We start from the raw sequence: 14099 nt of genomic DNA on the forward strand, positions 1-14099 counted from the left end.
CGCGGACGCCGGTGAGGTCCCGGCGGCCCGCCGGAAGGCACCGGCGAGGACCGGAAAGCGCGGGTGAGGACCGGCGAGGAAGGTCAGCGCAGCAGGTCCGAGATCTGCCGCGCCGCTTCCCGTGCGGGGCGCCCGACGCCGATGAGGGTGGCCGAGGCGGGCCCGGTCCAGTCGCCGTAGCCGAGCAGGTGCAGGCGTGGTTCCGCCGCCGCCCGGGTGCCGTCGGCGGCGATGCGGCCGCGTGTTCCGCGCAGGGCGAGCGGGGAGAGGTGGGACAGGGCGGGGCGGAAGCCGGTGCACCAGACGACCGCGTCCGCGCCGGCGGTGGTGCCGTCGGCCCAGGCGACACCGCCGGCGGTGAGGCGGGCGAACATCGGGGACGCCTTGAGCAGCCCGGCGTCCCTGGCCTCGCGCACGGGCGGCACGGCGACGATGTCGCCCAGGGAGGCCACACCGCCGGTGTCGGCGCGGCCCTCGTCCAGAGCGCGGCGCCGCGCGGTGGCGGTGTCGAACAGGGCCCGGCCGTCGATGTCGTCGGCCAGGAACCTCGGCGGGCGAGCGGTCACCCACGTCACCTCCACGCCGGCCAGTGCGAGGTCGGCGGCGATCTGGGCGCCGGAGTTGCCGCCGCCGACCACGATGACGCGCCGGCCGGCGAACTGTCCGGGGTTCCGGTAGCCGGTGGTGTGCAACTGCCCGCCCCGGAACGCCTCGTGTCCGGGGACGGCCGGGAGGAAGGGGCGCCACCAGGTGCCGGTGGCCGAGACCACGGCCCGCGCCGACCAGGCACCGGAGTCGGTCTCCACCCGCAGTCGCTCCCCGTCGCGGCGGACGGCGCGAACGCGGACGCCCCGCAGCACGGGCAGGCTGTAGCGCTTCTCGTAGTCGGCGAGGTAGCCCACGACGTGGGCGGCCTCCGGGTATGCCTCGCCGGGCTGTGCGGGCATGGGCCACCCGGGCAGCGAGGAGTACGCGGCGGGGGAGAACAGGCGCAGGGAGTCCCAGGTGTGCCGCCAGGCGCCACCGGGCGCCTCCTGGGCGTCGAGGACGGTGAAGTCCAGGCCCTGGCGGCGCAGGTGGTAGCCGACGGCGAGCCCTGCCTGGCCGCCGCCGACCACCACCACATCCGTGCGCTCCGTCATGACCCCGGCCGTGCCGCGGTGAACTTCCTGCGCCAGGCGAGGGCGACGTAGACCAGGGCGATGAGGACGGGGACCTCGATGAGCGGGCCGACGACGCCGGCCAGGGCCTGGCCGGAGGTGACGCCGAAGGTGGCGATGGCCACCGCGATGGCCAGCTCGAAGTTGTTGCCGGCGGCGGTGAAGGCCAGGGTGGTGGTGCGCTCGTAGGCCAGGCCGATGGCCTTGCCCAGGGCGAAGGTGCCGAAGAACATCAGCGCGAAGTAGACCAGTAGCGGCAGCGCGATGCGGGCGACGTCGAGCGGCTGGGAGGTGATCGTCCTCCCCTGGAGGGCGAAGAGGACGACGATGGTGAACAGCAGCCCGTACAGCGCCCAGGGACCGATCTTCGGCAGGAAGCGCCGCTCGTAGTTCTCGCGGCCCGTCCTCCGCTCGCCCAGGCGGCGGGTGAGGTAGCCGGCCAGCAGGGGGACGCCGAGGAAGACGGCGACGTTGGCGGCGATCTCCCAGGCGGAGACGTCCAGGGCCGCGCCGTCGCCCAGGCCGAGCCAGCCGGGCAGCAGATCGAGGTAGAACCAGCCCAGCAGGCCGAAGGCCAGGACCTGGAAGACGGAGTTCAGCGCGACCAGGACGGCGGCGGCCTCGCGGTCGCCGCAGGCCAGGTCGTTCCAGATGATGACCATGGCGATGCAGCGGGCCAGGCCGACGATGATCAGGCCGGTGCGGTACTCGGGCAGGTCGGGCAGGAAGATCCAGGCCAGGGCGAACATCACCGCCGGACCGACGATCCAGTTGACCACCAGGGAGGAGACCATCAGACGGCGGTCGCCGGTGACGGCGTCCAGGCGGTCGTAGCGGACCTTGGCCAGCACCGGGTACATCATGATCAGCAGACCGAGGGCGATGGGCAGGGAGATGCCGCCGATCTCGACCTTGCTCAGAGTGTCGTTCAGGCCGGGGACCAGCCGGCCCAGACCCAGGCCGGCGGCCATGGCGGCCAGGATCCACACCGCCAGGAAACGGTCGAGTGTGGAGAGTCTTCCGGCGATCGAGTCGTCTGTGGCGGCGGATCCTGCGGCGGGCCCCGCGGCGGGGGGCCGGGGGGTGGGGTCGGTCGCGGTCACGGGCAGGCCCTTTTCGTCTCGGCGGCGCGGGTGGTGCGGGCGGTGCGGGCCAGCTCGGTGAAGGAGCGTCCCAGACACTCGATGACGTCGGGGCGCAGCCGGTAGTAGGTGTACCGGCCGCACGGTTCGGTCTCCACGACGCCGGCCTCGCGCAGCACGCGCAGGTGGTTGGAGAGATTGGTCTGCTTGGCCCCGGTCTCGGCCACCAGGTGGGTGGTGCACAGGGTCTCGGTGGCCAGCAGGGTCACGATGCGCATCCTGAGCGGATCGGCGAGCACCCGGATCAGGTCAGTGTCGACTGACGTCAGCATGCGCTGATACTGTCACATCGGCCCGGGGTGGTACCACCCGGCCCCCTTCGACGAGCCGAAGAGAGAGCCCTCATGTCCGACAAGCCGTCCGTGCTGTTCGTCTGCGTCCACAACGCCGGCCGCTCCCAGATGGCCGCCGCCTGGCTGACCCACCTGGCCGGCGACCGCGTGGAGGTCCGCTCCGCCGGATCCGCACCCGCCGACCGGATCAACCCCGCCGCCGTCGAGGCCATGCGGGAGGCCGGCGTCGACATGTCCGCCGAGGTGCCCAAGGTGCTCACCGTCGAGGCCGTCCGGACTGCCGACTACGTCATCACCATGGGCTGCGGCGACACCTGCCCGGTCTTCCCCGGCAAGAAGTACCTCGACTGGAAGCTGGACGACCCGGCCGGGCAGGGCGTGGACGCCGTCCGCCCCATCCGCGACGAGATCCGCGCCCGGATCGAGGCCCTGATCACCGAGATCGACGCCGGAACCGACACCGGGCGGAAGGCGTGAACGCCCCACGACGGACACCGGCGTCCGCAATATGATCGTCGACGGCTCCGGGCCGGCGGGATACACCGCGGCGCTCCATACCGCCCGCGCCGCCCTGCAGCCGCTGGTCCGCTGGTCTTCGAAGGCTCGGTGACCGCCGGCGGCGCGCTGATGAACACCACCGAGGTGGAGAACTTCCCCGGCTTCTGCGACGGCGTCATGGGCCCGGACCTGATGGACGACATGCGCGCCCAGGCCGAGCGGTCCGGCGCCGAACCGCTCGCCGACGGCGGCAAGCCGTCCGGCTGACCCTGCGCGACACCGCCGCCGACGGCACGGAGGTTCTCCCGGCGAAATGTCCTCGTTGGGTGACTCGGCCCAGGGGATTTTGCGAGCCGCGATGAGTCCTGCGGCGTTCGGCGGTCGTACTGTCGAACCCGTTACCGAGGAGGGCTTCCGATGCGCAGCGTGACCTATTCGATGAGCGTCTCACTTGACGGCTACATCGTCGGGCCGGACGGCGACTTCGACTGGGCGGCACCCGACGAGGAGGTCTTCCGCTTCTGGATCGACGAGATCCGAGAGGTCGGCGTTCACCTGTTGGGGCGGCGACTGTACGAGACGATGCTGTACTGGGAGACCGCCGACCAGGACCCGTCGCTGGACGACTCAATGCTCGAGTGGGCCGCGCTCTGGAAGCCGCTCCCGAAGGTGGTGTTCTCGACCACGCTGTCGGCGGTGCAGGGCAACGCCCGCCTGGCCTCCGGCGGCCTGGCGGGGGAGATCGAGCGGTTGCGCGCCGAGCCGGGGGAGGGTGACATCGCGATCGGCGGCGCGACTCTCGCCGCCGAGGCGGCCGCGTCGGGTCTGATCGACGAGTACCGGACCGTGGTCTACCCGGTGCTGGTCGGCGGTGGCATTCCGTTCTTTCCCCGACGCGAGCGCCGGGTGGACCTCCAACTCGTCGAGACCCGCACCTTCGACTCGGGAGTCGTCCACCTCCGCTATCGCGTGGTGCGTTAGCCGGTTCGTCCGCCGCTCTGGAAACCACGGGTCGCCTCGCGCGGGAACGCGGCCCCGGTCGGCTTCGCTCCCCCTTCCGCTGAGGCCGGCGCCTGCGCACACGTGGTGCGCATGCCTGAGCGTGACGGCTTCACGCCCCCATGCCACGTGGGAAGACCGGGGCAGGGGCGGTGTCCGGTTTCGGGAGGCCGGCGGAAGGCTGCGGGTCTTCCCGCGGGTGCGGCCTCTGTTCGCCCTGCCGCCTCGGCCGCGGCGTCCCCCGGCGGTGCGGCTCGGTCCCGGCCGGTGGGTGCGCCGGCAGCTCAACCACCGCTTCAGCGGTGCGACGGGTATCCGGGGCTGGTCGTACTGGCTGGACACGTTCACCATCGCCCACGGCCCGGTCGAGGCCGATGTGTTCCTCTCCACGCCCACGGTGTTCGTCGGCGAACAAGGGTCGCTCCGGCAACCCCGTGTCCTGACGTCGGCCACGGCCGCGGACGGCGTTGCGTCACCGAGGCGTCGGCTGTCCTGACCGAGTGTTGCCGATTTGTCGGTGCGGAGGGGGCGTACCGGGTGGGCTCGGTGTCAGTGGCGCCGCGTACGGTCTGCGCATGGTGGATCAGAGGTGGACGGGTGTACGTCGGCGCGTCATGGCGTTGGGCGCCCACCCGGCGGCCGGCAGCGAGGTGTTCGGGGCGCACGGGCATGGATGGGCCTTGGAGGAGCCGCTGCGTGAGGACGAGCTCGCCGAGGTCGAGGCGCAGCTGGGTGTGCGGCTGCCGGAGGAGTACCGCACGTTCCTGACCTGTGTCGGCGCGGGCGGTGCGGGCCCCGCGTACGGCCTGTTCCCGGTGCGGCGCGTGCAGGGGCGGTGGTGCTGGGAGGGCGACGGCGCCGATCTGGCGGACCTGTCCGGGCTCGCCCGGCCGTTTCCCGAGCAGGGGCCGGATCCCGAGATCGTCGAGGCTCTCCTCGCCGAGCGTCCCGAGGAGGAGGACTTCGAGGAGATCGAGGAGTTCGACGACGCGTTCGAGGCGTGGGACGAGCGGTGGGGCGCCGTCATGTTCGCTCCCGAGCGCACCGCCGGCGCGATCGTGATCTGCCATCTGGGCTGTGCCCTGCGGCAGTGGCTGGTCGTCAGCGGCGAACACCGCGGCACGGTCTGGTCGGACGAGCGGGCGGACGACGCCGATCTGGCGCCGCTCCTCGGTGCCGACGGGCAGCCGGTGACGTTCGCCCGCTGGTACCTCGACTGGCTGGAGAAGGCCGAACTCGCGGTACACCGGGTGTCCTCGAATGCCTGACACCGGTTCCCGCTCCCGCGCGAGCGCCGGCACCGGCGTCCCGGCGGTGCGCCGGCCGACGGGTCCGGCCGCTTCCGAAACGCTCTGCACGATCACCTGGGACCGCCCCCCGATCACACGGACCGTCCTGGAGGGCCACCTCGGCCCCCTGGCGTGACTTCAGCGGCGGCCCCTGGTGCTGATCGTTGAAACGTCGAGGTGGAGCCGACCAGTTGAGCCGACTCCGCCTGAAGGGGAGGACCCGTTCGTGTGACGAGCCCGCAGCCCGAGCGTGCCTTCGTCTACGCCGCCGACCTCACGCACGAAGATGTTCGCGCCCTGGAGACGTTCATCGACACCCAGCTGGGCCGGACATGGGAGACGGAGGGCGGGCCGTCCGCCGGGCCGTGACCGGGCGGTCCGGGTGGTGCGGCCAGGGGAGCGGTGGTGTCTCCCCCGGCCGCGGTGGTCCGGTGGAGGTCAGGCCGGGGGTGCCGTGTTCCTCACCGGTCCTGGGAGAGGGCGACGAGTTCGGCGAACAGGCCGCCGGAGCCGACCAGTTCCTCGTACCGGCCCTGCTCGATCACGCGCCCCTCGCGCATGACGATGATGCGGTCGGCCAGGCGGGTGTTCTCCAGTTGGTGGGTGACGACGATGGTCATGCGCTCGGCGGCGATGCGTTTGATCTCCAGGAAGATCCGGTGCTCGCCGCGCGCGTCCATCTGGGAGGTCGGTTCGTCCAGGATCAGCAGGGGGGTCTGCCGGTACAGGGCCCGGCCGCAGGCCAGGCGCTGCCACTGGCCACCGGACAGTTCGGCGCCGCCCCACAGCTCCCTGGCCAGGAGGGTGTCGAGCCGGCGGGGCAGTTTCTCGACCGTCTCGCGCATGCCGACGGCGTCGACGGCCTTCCACACGGGGGCGTCGTCGTACGTCCTGGGCTGGCCGAGGGTGATGTTCTCGCGGGTGCGCAGGGGCCAGCAGGCGAAGTTCTGCGGGACGAGGGCGGTGCGTTTCCACACCGCGTCGGGGTCGGCGGCGGCGAGGTCGGTGCCGTCCCACCGGACGTGTCCCTCGTCGGGCAGGAGGATGCCGGTGATGAGCTTGGCCAGGGTGGACTTGCCCGAGCCGTTCTCGCCGACGACGGCCAGGATCTCGCCGCGGCGCAGGGTGAGGGAGACGCCGGCGACGGCCGGCTCGTCCTTGCCGGGGTACTGGTAGCGGACCTCCTCCAGCCGGATCTCCTCCACCCGGTCGGGGATGGTTGCCCGGCCGCGCCGGGGTGCGCGGTCGGCGGCCAGATCGAGGAAGGAGCGCATGTCGGCCAGGTAGAGCGAGGTGTGGAACATCGCGGCGCCGTGGACGACGAACTGGGAGAGCGCGGCCAGGGTGGTCTGGACGGCGACGACCGCGGTGGCGGCGACGGGCAGGGCCACCCGTCCGGTGGTGGCCAGCCAGGCGAGGGCGGCCCAGGTGCCCAACAGGAACACGCCGCCCAGGGCGCTGCTGGCCAGGGTGATGCGCAGCATGCGGGGCGCGGCGGTCAGGGTGCGTCGGTCGATGCGGTCCGACAGGGCGCGGTACCAGTAGACGAGGTAGCCGGTCATGCCGTTGGCGCGGACCTCGTCGCCGTGGCGGGGGTAGGTGGCCCACCAGCGCATCATGGAGCGCACGTTGCGGTCGCCGACGTTGAGGTAGTGGGTCTCGTAGTCGACGCGGGCGGACAGCACGGCGCCGACGCCGGCGGGGACCACGGCCAGCAGGAGCAGGGGCAGCATCATCGGGTGCAGGGCGGTGATGACGCCGCCGGCGGCGGTCATGCGGATGAGGGCGGCCATGAACCGCTGGCCGTCCTGCACCATCAGCCGGGTGCGGGTGACTCCGACCTCGGCGGCCTCCTGCCGGTCGGCGAACCCGTCCTCGCCGTACGCGGAGGCCTCCACGCGGCATACGGCGGCCACCAGCGCGATGTCCGCCTCGGTCATCAGCCGCGGGGTGATCCGTCCGTCGGCGTAGGAGGCCAGGGCGCCGCTGACCCGGCCGAGTCCCGCGGCGGCCGTGACCACGGCCAGGGCGGGCAGCGCGCCGTGCAGGCGTTCGGACGCGGTGCCGGTACCCAGGAGATGGGTCATGGCCTGCGCGGTGAACGCCAGGACGGTCGCGGCCGTGGCGCCGGCCAGCAGCTGGCAGGCCAGCAGGAGTGCGACGCAGGATCTGTCGACGGCCCAGGCCATGCGCGCGGTGTGTCCGAGCACGGCGGGCAGACGCCGGCACATCGCCCCGAAACTGGCCTGGGCCAGGGGGTTCTTGCCGTGCTTGCCCTCGAAGGTGATGGTGGCCGGTGGTGGCGGAGGAGGCGTATCCGTATCCGTGTGCGCGGTCGGGGCGTTGGTCACCGTCATCTGCGTCTCTCCTTGCGGGTCGGCACCGCACCCGGGTGGCTCGGCGATGTACGGCATAACGACGCGGCGACGGAACCGAACGCGCTCGATTCCGGACGTGCCGCACCCCTTGTGCGGCAAGGGGTGCGGCCATGCGACCGCCGTGCAGAAGCCCTCGCCTTGCGGCGGGAGTTGGCCGAATCGCCGGTACCCGAAACGCAAGAGGCCGATGAGGTCCCCGATGGCCGGCGGAGCGCGTCGGCGGCCCGGGCCGAGCCACTCATGCTCCTCACGGGACCGTTCCGGGTGCGCGTGGCGGGCTCTGGTGCTCGCCGCGTGCTTCCGTGCTCGGCCGTCGGGCGCCGGTCCGATTCGGATGACACGGGTGCCTTCGGACCGGGTGGGCACGGTTCCGGTCCGGAAGTGTGTGGCTGCCCACCGCTGACCACGCCCCCGGCCTTTTCGGTCCCTCGGCGAGGACGCGTGTGCGTGTGCCGCTCAGCGGGCCACTTCGGCGTTTCGGCCGGGCGTGGTCGCGGCCCGCGCGGGGAGGGCGATGAGCAGCGCGACCGCGACCAGCAGCCCGCTCGTCCACAGCGGTCCGAGGACCCCGGCGGCGGTGGTGAGGGCGACCGCGGCGATCAGAGGCCCGACGACGGCGCCGGCGTTGAGGGCGGCGGTGGCGTACGCCCCGGCCAGGGTGGGAGCGGCCGCGGCCTCGTACAGAACCCGGGTGATCAAGGTGGCGCCCAGCGTGAACGACAGCGCGCCCTGCACGAACACCAGGGCGAGCAGCACGGCCGGCCGCTCGGCCAGCAGCGCCAGGGTCGGCCAGCCGAGCATCAGCAGTGGGCCGCCGACGGCGAGGACCGGGCCGGGGCGCCGGTCGGCCAGCCGTCCGGCGACGGTGACCCCGGCGAAGGAGCCGGCGCCGAAGAGCACCAGGGCGACCGTTACCCACCACTCGCCCAGCCCGGCGGGACCGGTCACCACCGGGGCGAGGAAGGTGAAACCGGCGAACGTGGCGGCGTTGACCAGCGCGCCCAGCAGCATCGCCCGCAGCAGCGGCACCCCGGTGAGCTGGGCGAACTCCACCCGCAGTGCCGGGCCGTCACCGGTCTGCCGCCGTCCGTGGCCGGCCGGGACGCCGGTGAGGATACCGAGGGCCGCGGGCAGGCAGAGCACGGCCACGGCCCAGAACGCGGCCCGCCAGCCCAGCAGCGTGCCCAGCACCGATCCGCCGGGGACACCGGCGACGGTGGCCAGCGTGGTGCCGGACAGCAGCACGGCCAGCGCCCGCCCCTTCCGGTCGGCCGGGACCAGTGCGGCGGCGGCCGTCAGGGCAACGGCCAGGAATCCGGCGTTCGCCAGCGCGGCGACGATCCGGGTGGCGAACAGCACCGGGAAGCTGGCGGTGACGGCGCCCACGGCGTGGGCCGCCGCGAAGGTGAGGGTGAACCCGAGCAGGGTGGCGCGCCGGGGCCAGGCGCGGGCCAGCGCGGCCATCAGGGGGGCGCCGACGGCCATGCCGACCGCGAAGGCCGAGGTGAGCGTGCCCGCCGCCCCGACCGTGACGCCGAGATCGGCGGCGAGGTCCGGCAGGAGGCCGACGAGCATGAATTCGGAGGTGCCCATGGCGAAGACGGCCAGGGCGAGCAGATACAGCGCGAGAGGCATCGAGTGGCTCCGGGGTGAGGAGAGGTACGAGAGGAGGTCATCTCGTCACCGCGGCCGCCCCCAAGGCACGCGCGCGCCCGGCCGCGGAACGCGGCGGGACGGCGGAGAGCTGCGGACTCAGTGGTGCAGGGGGCTGACGGCGTGACCGAAAGCCCCCACCCTGTCCGACTCAGGACTCGACATGGCCCGCACGTTACCCGGTCGGCGCCCGCCGGAGCACCCCGGTTTCACCGCCGCAGGCCCGTGCCACCGATGTCATGGCCTGCGACAACCAGGGTCTGCTCCAAGTCCGGATCACTGGCCACCACCCAGCGCTGTCCGCACCCGGATCCGCGGTCGATCACCGAGGCGGGCCGCTCGCTCAGCGCCCACCTGTCGGTGGCGGCCGGCCCGCCGAAGCCGCCGGAGGCGGTGCGCCGGGTGTTGCAGGCATCCCACAATCGGCTGGAGAACCCCGGCGATCTTGGTCCCCAAGGAGACGTGCTCTGATCTGCGGTTTCTTCCCGCGAGTGGTCCCCAGGTGGTCCCCGAGGGGGCGGCGGCGCATCGGTCGGTCTGGTGTGCCGTCAGACGACGAAAGGCGCTCCGACCTGGGATTTCTCCCCGGCCGAAGCGCCTTCCGGCACTGTCGGGACGACAGGATTTGAACCTGCGACCCCTTGACCCCCAGTCCAGCCGAAGGCAGCCGTTCTCGGGGCAATCGGTGCTTACCGACCCGGTGCCGCGTGAAGAACGCCCCGGCCGTTCGGGTGCGCGCACACCGTGTGGTCCCCAGGTGGTCCCCAAGAAACCGGCCTGTGGGGCGGTCGGGGCCACATCCCCAGCATGCATCCACCTGCGTGGATTCCACAAATGGCCTCTGCAGCTCGGGAGCGGTATCCCCGTGTCTACAGATCGGTGCCGCTGGCTTCTTTCAAGATGCCGACGCTTTCTGTGTCCTTTGGGGCGGAGCGTCGGTACTGGGGATGGCCGAGGTCCATCTGGAGCGCGGCGTGGAGCGGGGCAGGGTACCGGGTTCGGTCTGACCAGGACAGGGCTTGGTGGCTGAGCCGGGCTGCAGCGACCGCGAGAGTCTCTCGATCGTAGCCGTCCTGCGTGTGCATGGGGGTGATCTCGCGTGTGGTCATGCTGTACCACGGTGCGTTCAGCTCGTTCTCCTTACGTTCGTCGGCATTCTTCGATGCCTTCCCGGGGTCGGCGCGCCAGCGGGTCTTCCACTGCCCGTGGCGTTTCTTGCCGTAGTTGCGAGGTTCGGTGAACAGGAACCAGGGGTGGCCTTCGGGCCGGGCTTCCGGGTAGTAGAGGTCGCTGGAGGTCTTGAGCGGGACGGTCTTGCCGTTCTTTTGTTTCTCGGTGACGGCGACCAGGCGGGGCATTTCCGCCTGCGCGCAGTTCATGCGGATGATGCTGACCGGGTTCCAGGACGGGGGTAGTCCGCTTGCGGGGAGCCAGAGGCGCGGGTCGTCGGGATCTTTTCCGAGGCCCTGCTTGTTGTTGTGAAGGCCAGGCCATACGCGGCGGCTGGCGTGGCCGTCGATCATCAAGACGTAGGGCAGACCGTCGAGTTCGTCGTGGAGGTCTTGGAGGGCGGTGCGGACGTCCTCGCCTGCCTGCGCCCAGCGCTGGATTTCGCCGTCGCCGTTTTCAGTGTGAAGCGGGTAGTTGGCGGCGTGGAAGTTGCTCTGTGCGAGGGCGTAGTGCTCCCACTGCGGGTGGATGTTGCTCCAGCCGATCATGCGCCACGGATCGCCGGGTTCGGGGGAGGGGATGATCACGCTGGCGGTGATGATCCTTTTGGGCTGGCCTTTGTACTTGCGGTCCGTGGCCTGCTTGCGGATGTGGATGCCGCAGAAGGCCATGCGGGGCAGCGGGTAGGGGTTGTCGTCGGGGTAGAGGGCACGCTCGAAGCGGTCGTCCACGACCCCGCAAGAGCGGTAGAGGTCGAGCAGCCCCATGTAGACGCGGTGGTCTTCGAAGGCTTTCGCGGGTTTCTTGATGATGCTGAAGGTCTTGGTGAACGGATCGTACTCGCGACCAATGAGGAATTGGGACGGCACCGCGGCCTTGGCGAGTTCCCGTACGACTTGATGCTTGGCGTCGTTCTCTGCGAGGGCGCTCTTCACTTCGGCGGGCTTCATGCCCTGGTGTTCCTCGCCGCGCACTGGGATCTCTGTTTCGCACCAGGCGGCGAGCAGAACGCCGGGTTCTGCGAACGTGCCGATGATCCTTTGGACGTCGGTGGCGCGCTGAGTTCCGGGGCCGTGCTCCAGTAGGGATTCGGCGTTGCAGAAGACAGCTTCGATGCCGTCCGTGAGTGGGAATGATTGCTTTCCGTCGGGGTCGGGATCGATATCTTCCGGGTCGAGTCCGTAGGGGTGGGCGAGGCCGTGGATCATTCGCGTGAGGGTCGCGTCGCGGTACCACAGGCACAGGATGCGGAGTTTCTTGTATCCGGCCGCTTCGATGGAACGGCGGATACCCTCAGGGGAGGGCTTGCCGATGAGATCGACATATTCGCCATCCTGTTTCTTCTGTTTCTTCTCTTTCTCCTGGGCGGCGGTGGCGGGCTCGTGGGAACGCTTACCGAAGACATTTCCCTTCGACTTCAGGTCGAGCAGAGAGGCGGCCTCACCGAAGACTCGCTGGATATGTTCCCGCAGCAGCGAGAGATGGTAGATACCGGCGCCGGTACCCACAGCGAAGGAGTCCGCCTTCGGCATGGTCGGCCTGATCGCTCCAGGAGGAGGAGTCAGGGTGTCGATCTTCTTGCCATTCTCGTCCCTGGCGTTCAGGCGGCTGCGCTCATCAGCGACGCGTTCTTCGATGGCGTTGAGCGATGACCGGTCGGCGTCCATCTTCGCCAGGATTTCCAGCGCATGCTTGTTCGTCTGTCGCAGACCGCGCCCATTCAAGGTCACAGACATGATCGGCCGGTCTGTTCCCTGGTCGACGAGAACGGTGCTGGCGTGGATCACCGTGTTGTTGATGCGCCGGATGTGGGTGTCAAGGTTCAGGACGGGGTTCGGCTCGGCCGTGTAGGTGGCCATCTTCACCGACAGGCGGGACAGCGCGTACTGGGCTTCACTGCGGGTGGGGTTCTCGGGACGGGCCTTGATCGCTTCGGCGAGGTCGACCGGGTGAGCGAGGGTGGCGAAGACCGGGCCGATGGGCTGTTCCCAGGCGATCAGATCGCCATTACTGATGGGCCGGTACTGCACGGCCGCGACGTTGTCGGAGGGCTGCCAGGCGATGGTCCTGTGTTTCACCTGGCCGTTCGCCGCCTCGTACGCCTCACGGACCGGCTCGACTTCCCGGTCCAGGAAGGGCTTTGACGCCAGCTTCTTGGCGATGTGCCACTTCACCGCCTCATAGGCCCAGCTGTCCGGGCTGGCGGGCTTGCCGTCTTCCTCCTGGAGGATGTTCTTCGCAAGGCTGCGGTGCTCAGGAGCGACGTCCGTGACCAGTCGGGCCAAGGTGGGTGGATCCATGAAGGGGATCTCGTCCAGAGGGACGCGTCGGACGATGCCTTCCAGGTAGGTGAAGACCGTCCTGAGGGTGTCGGGCTCCACAGGGTTGAGCGTCACCATGAAGGCCAGGTTCTTGTCCAGGTAGACGTAGCCATCGGTGATCTGTTGGAGCACGGTGACAGCGATGGAGTAGGGGACCAGGAAGGGGTCGGATTCCTGGACACCCCTGATCCATTTTCCGTTCTGTGAGGCAGTGAGGTTTTCTCAGCGAAATGATCTACGCGAAGCCGGATGAGGCTCTGGTGTCCGGACGATTCGGGCAGCCCTGCCCCGGTGGCGGGCAGACGTAAAGCCCCTGGTAGGACGGTTCTCTCTCACAAGATCGTCCTGCGACACCAGAGGCTTCACGTTGGTCCCCTATGTTGCCATGCTCGACATCCCCCGCCCGGTGGTGGCCTTCCTCGCCCGCCTGCTGGCCGCCCACCGGCGGAAGATCGGCACTCCGCGCGGCTCGCGGGCGCTGGGCCCGTTCCGCCAGGCGGTCCTGGTGCTGCGCTGGTTCCGCCACCGCACCTGCGTGCACTGCCTGGCCCGCGACGCCGGGATCTCCCAGGCCACCGGCTACCGGTATCTGCACGAGGGCATCGACGTCCTCGCCGAGCGCGCCCCGGACCTGCACCAAGTGCTGGAGCGCTGCCGTGAGCAGGGCCTGAGCCATGTGGTCCTGGACGGCACGCTCATCGCCTGCGACCGGGTGGCCGGCACCACCGAGCGGGGCAACGACCTGTGGTACTCCGGCAAGGGACGACGCTTCGCCGGAAACCTGCAGTTCCTCGCCGCTTCCGACGGCTCGCTGCTGTGGGTCTCCGACATCGAGCCCGGCTCGGTGCACGACCTGCGCGCCGCGCGGACCCATGTGCTGCCGGCGCTGTACGCCGCGGCCCGCCACGGGCTGCCGACCCTGGCTGACGCGGGTTACACCGGCGCCGGCAGCGGCGTGCACACCCCCTTCCGCCCGCATCCCGACATCGCCTCACCCCTGGCGGCAGACACCCGCGCCCACAACCGGCTGCTGCGCGGCATCCGCGCGATCGGCGAGCGTGCGGCGGCCGAGCTCAAACAGCGCTGGCGCACGCTGCAGCATGTGACGGTCAGCCCCAGCCGGATCGGAGCCATCGCCCAGGCCGCCCTCGTCCTCAACAATGCATGGCACGAAAGGCGTTGAGAAAACCTCAGTG

Annotated in this window: 12 protein-coding genes and 1 pseudogene; 7 read left to right on the top strand and 6 right to left on the bottom strand. The window is 70.6% G+C overall.

Translation table 11 applies throughout. The annotated features are described in order from the left end of the window. Positions 1-83 precede the first annotated feature (83 nt). Genes CUT83_RS20675 through CUT83_RS20685 form a run of 3 tightly spaced genes read right to left on the bottom strand, consistent with a single transcriptional unit; the run spans position 84 to position 2574 of the window. Positions 84-1142 (bottom strand): ArsO family NAD(P)H-dependent flavin-containing monooxygenase, encoded by a 1059-nt coding sequence (locus CUT83_RS20675; protein ID WP_101257334.1) that lies wholly within the window; start codon positions 1140-1142, stop codon positions 84-86. Next, complete coding sequence (arsB, locus tag CUT83_RS20680; RefSeq protein WP_101257335.1) at positions 1139-2263, bottom strand: ACR3 family arsenite efflux transporter; 1125 nt, start codon at positions 2261-2263, stop codon at positions 1139-1141. Before arsB ends, CUT83_RS20675 begins: the two co-directional genes overlap by 4 nt. Continuing rightward, on the bottom strand, positions 2260-2574 hold the full coding sequence (locus CUT83_RS20685; protein WP_093852454.1) for an ArsR/SmtB family transcription factor: 315 nt from the start codon (positions 2572-2574) through the stop codon (positions 2260-2262). The genes arsB and CUT83_RS20685 overlap by 4 nt, the downstream gene beginning before the upstream one ends. 72 nt (positions 2575-2646) lie before the next feature. Here CUT83_RS20685 and CUT83_RS20690 point away from each other — a divergent pair, with 72 nt between their 5' ends. The 5 genes and pseudogenes from CUT83_RS20690 (at position 2647) to CUT83_RS30155 (ending at position 5750) form a co-directional block, all read left to right on the top strand. Further along, positions 2647-3072, top strand: coding sequence for an arsenate reductase ArsC (locus CUT83_RS20690; protein ID WP_101257336.1), 426 nt, complete (start codon positions 2647-2649; stop codon positions 3070-3072). 31 nt (positions 3073-3103) lie between these two features. Then, positions 3104-3339: pseudogene (locus tag CUT83_RS20695) on the top strand (thioredoxin-disulfide reductase); the annotation flags it as partial. A gap of 171 nt (positions 3340-3510) precedes the next feature. Continuing rightward, positions 3511-4074 carry a dihydrofolate reductase family protein gene (locus tag CUT83_RS20700; protein WP_101257337.1) on the top strand — a complete coding sequence of 188 codons (564 nt, stop codon included), beginning with the start codon at positions 3511-3513 and terminating at the stop codon, positions 4072-4074. Positions 4075-4667: 593 nt separating this feature from the next. Next, entirely contained in the window at positions 4668-5360 is a 693-nt protein-coding gene (locus CUT83_RS20710) for an SMI1/KNR4 family protein (RefSeq protein ID WP_101257338.1), read from the top strand. A 249-nt stretch (positions 5361-5609) separates the two neighbouring features. Further along, complete coding sequence (locus CUT83_RS30155; RefSeq protein ID WP_158239039.1) at positions 5610-5750, top strand: hypothetical protein; 141 nt, start codon at positions 5610-5612, stop codon at positions 5748-5750. Between the two features lie 92 nt (positions 5751-5842). On the opposite strand, the gene CUT83_RS20715 is transcribed toward CUT83_RS30155, so the two are convergent. Both CUT83_RS20715 and CUT83_RS20720 read right to left on the bottom strand, forming a co-directional pair. Continuing rightward, positions 5843-7738 carry an ATP-binding cassette domain-containing protein gene (locus CUT83_RS20715; protein WP_101257339.1) on the bottom strand — a complete coding sequence of 632 codons (1896 nt, stop codon included), beginning with the start codon at positions 7736-7738 and terminating at the stop codon, positions 5843-5845. Positions 7739-8215: 477 nt separating this feature from the next. Further along, complete coding sequence (locus CUT83_RS20720) at positions 8216-9394, bottom strand: Cmx/CmrA family chloramphenicol efflux MFS transporter (RefSeq protein ID WP_101257340.1); 1179 nt, start codon at positions 9392-9394, stop codon at positions 8216-8218. A gap of 252 nt (positions 9395-9646) precedes the next feature. Here CUT83_RS20720 and CUT83_RS31095 point away from each other — a divergent pair, with 252 nt between their 5' ends. Continuing rightward, positions 9647-9883, top strand: coding sequence for a hypothetical protein (locus CUT83_RS31095; RefSeq protein WP_101257341.1), 237 nt, complete (start codon positions 9647-9649; stop codon positions 9881-9883). A gap of 398 nt (positions 9884-10281) precedes the next feature. Here CUT83_RS31095 and CUT83_RS20730 read toward each other — a convergent pair whose 3' ends face one another. Further along, positions 10282-13092: an RNaseH domain-containing protein gene (locus tag CUT83_RS20730; protein WP_338104271.1), complete on the bottom strand. Its 2811-nt coding sequence runs from the start codon at positions 13090-13092 to the stop codon at positions 10282-10284. A gap of 178 nt (positions 13093-13270) precedes the next feature. On the opposite strand from CUT83_RS20730, the gene CUT83_RS20735 reads away from it, so the two are divergent. After that, on the top strand, positions 13271-14086 hold the full coding sequence (locus CUT83_RS20735) for a transposase family protein (protein WP_439144991.1): 816 nt from the start codon (positions 13271-13273) through the stop codon (positions 14084-14086). Positions 14087-14099: the final 13 nt, after the last annotated feature.

Source organism: Streptomyces barkulensis (assembly GCF_002843305.1).
GTDB lineage: Bacteria > Actinomycetota > Actinomycetes > Streptomycetales > Streptomycetaceae > Streptomyces > Streptomyces barkulensis.

Excerpts from the sequence above, each read along its gene's own strand:
- CUT83_RS20675 (WP_101257334.1), bottom strand. The coding sequence starts at position 1,142 with ATGACGGAGCGCACGGATGTGGTGGTGGTCGGCGGCGGCCAGGCAGGG.
- CUT83_RS20685 (WP_093852454.1), bottom strand. The coding sequence starts at position 2,574 with ATGCTGACGTCAGTCGACACTGACCTGATCCGGGTGCTCGCCGATCCG.
- CUT83_RS20690 (WP_101257336.1), top strand. The coding sequence starts at position 2,647 with ATGTCCGACAAGCCGTCCGTGCTGTTCGTCTGCGTCCACAACGCCGGC.
- CUT83_RS20700 (WP_101257337.1), top strand. The coding sequence starts at position 3,511 with ATGCGCAGCGTGACCTATTCGATGAGCGTCTCACTTGACGGCTACATC.
- CUT83_RS20710 (WP_101257338.1), top strand. The coding sequence starts at position 4,668 with ATGGTGGATCAGAGGTGGACGGGTGTACGTCGGCGCGTCATGGCGTTG.
- CUT83_RS20715 (WP_101257339.1), bottom strand. The coding sequence starts at position 7,738 with ATGACGGTGACCAACGCCCCGACCGCGCACACGGATACGGATACGCCT.
- CUT83_RS20720 (WP_101257340.1), bottom strand. The coding sequence starts at position 9,394 with ATGCCTCTCGCGCTGTATCTGCTCGCCCTGGCCGTCTTCGCCATGGGC.
- CUT83_RS31095 (WP_101257341.1), top strand. The coding sequence starts at position 9,647 with ATGTCATGGCCTGCGACAACCAGGGTCTGCTCCAAGTCCGGATCACTG.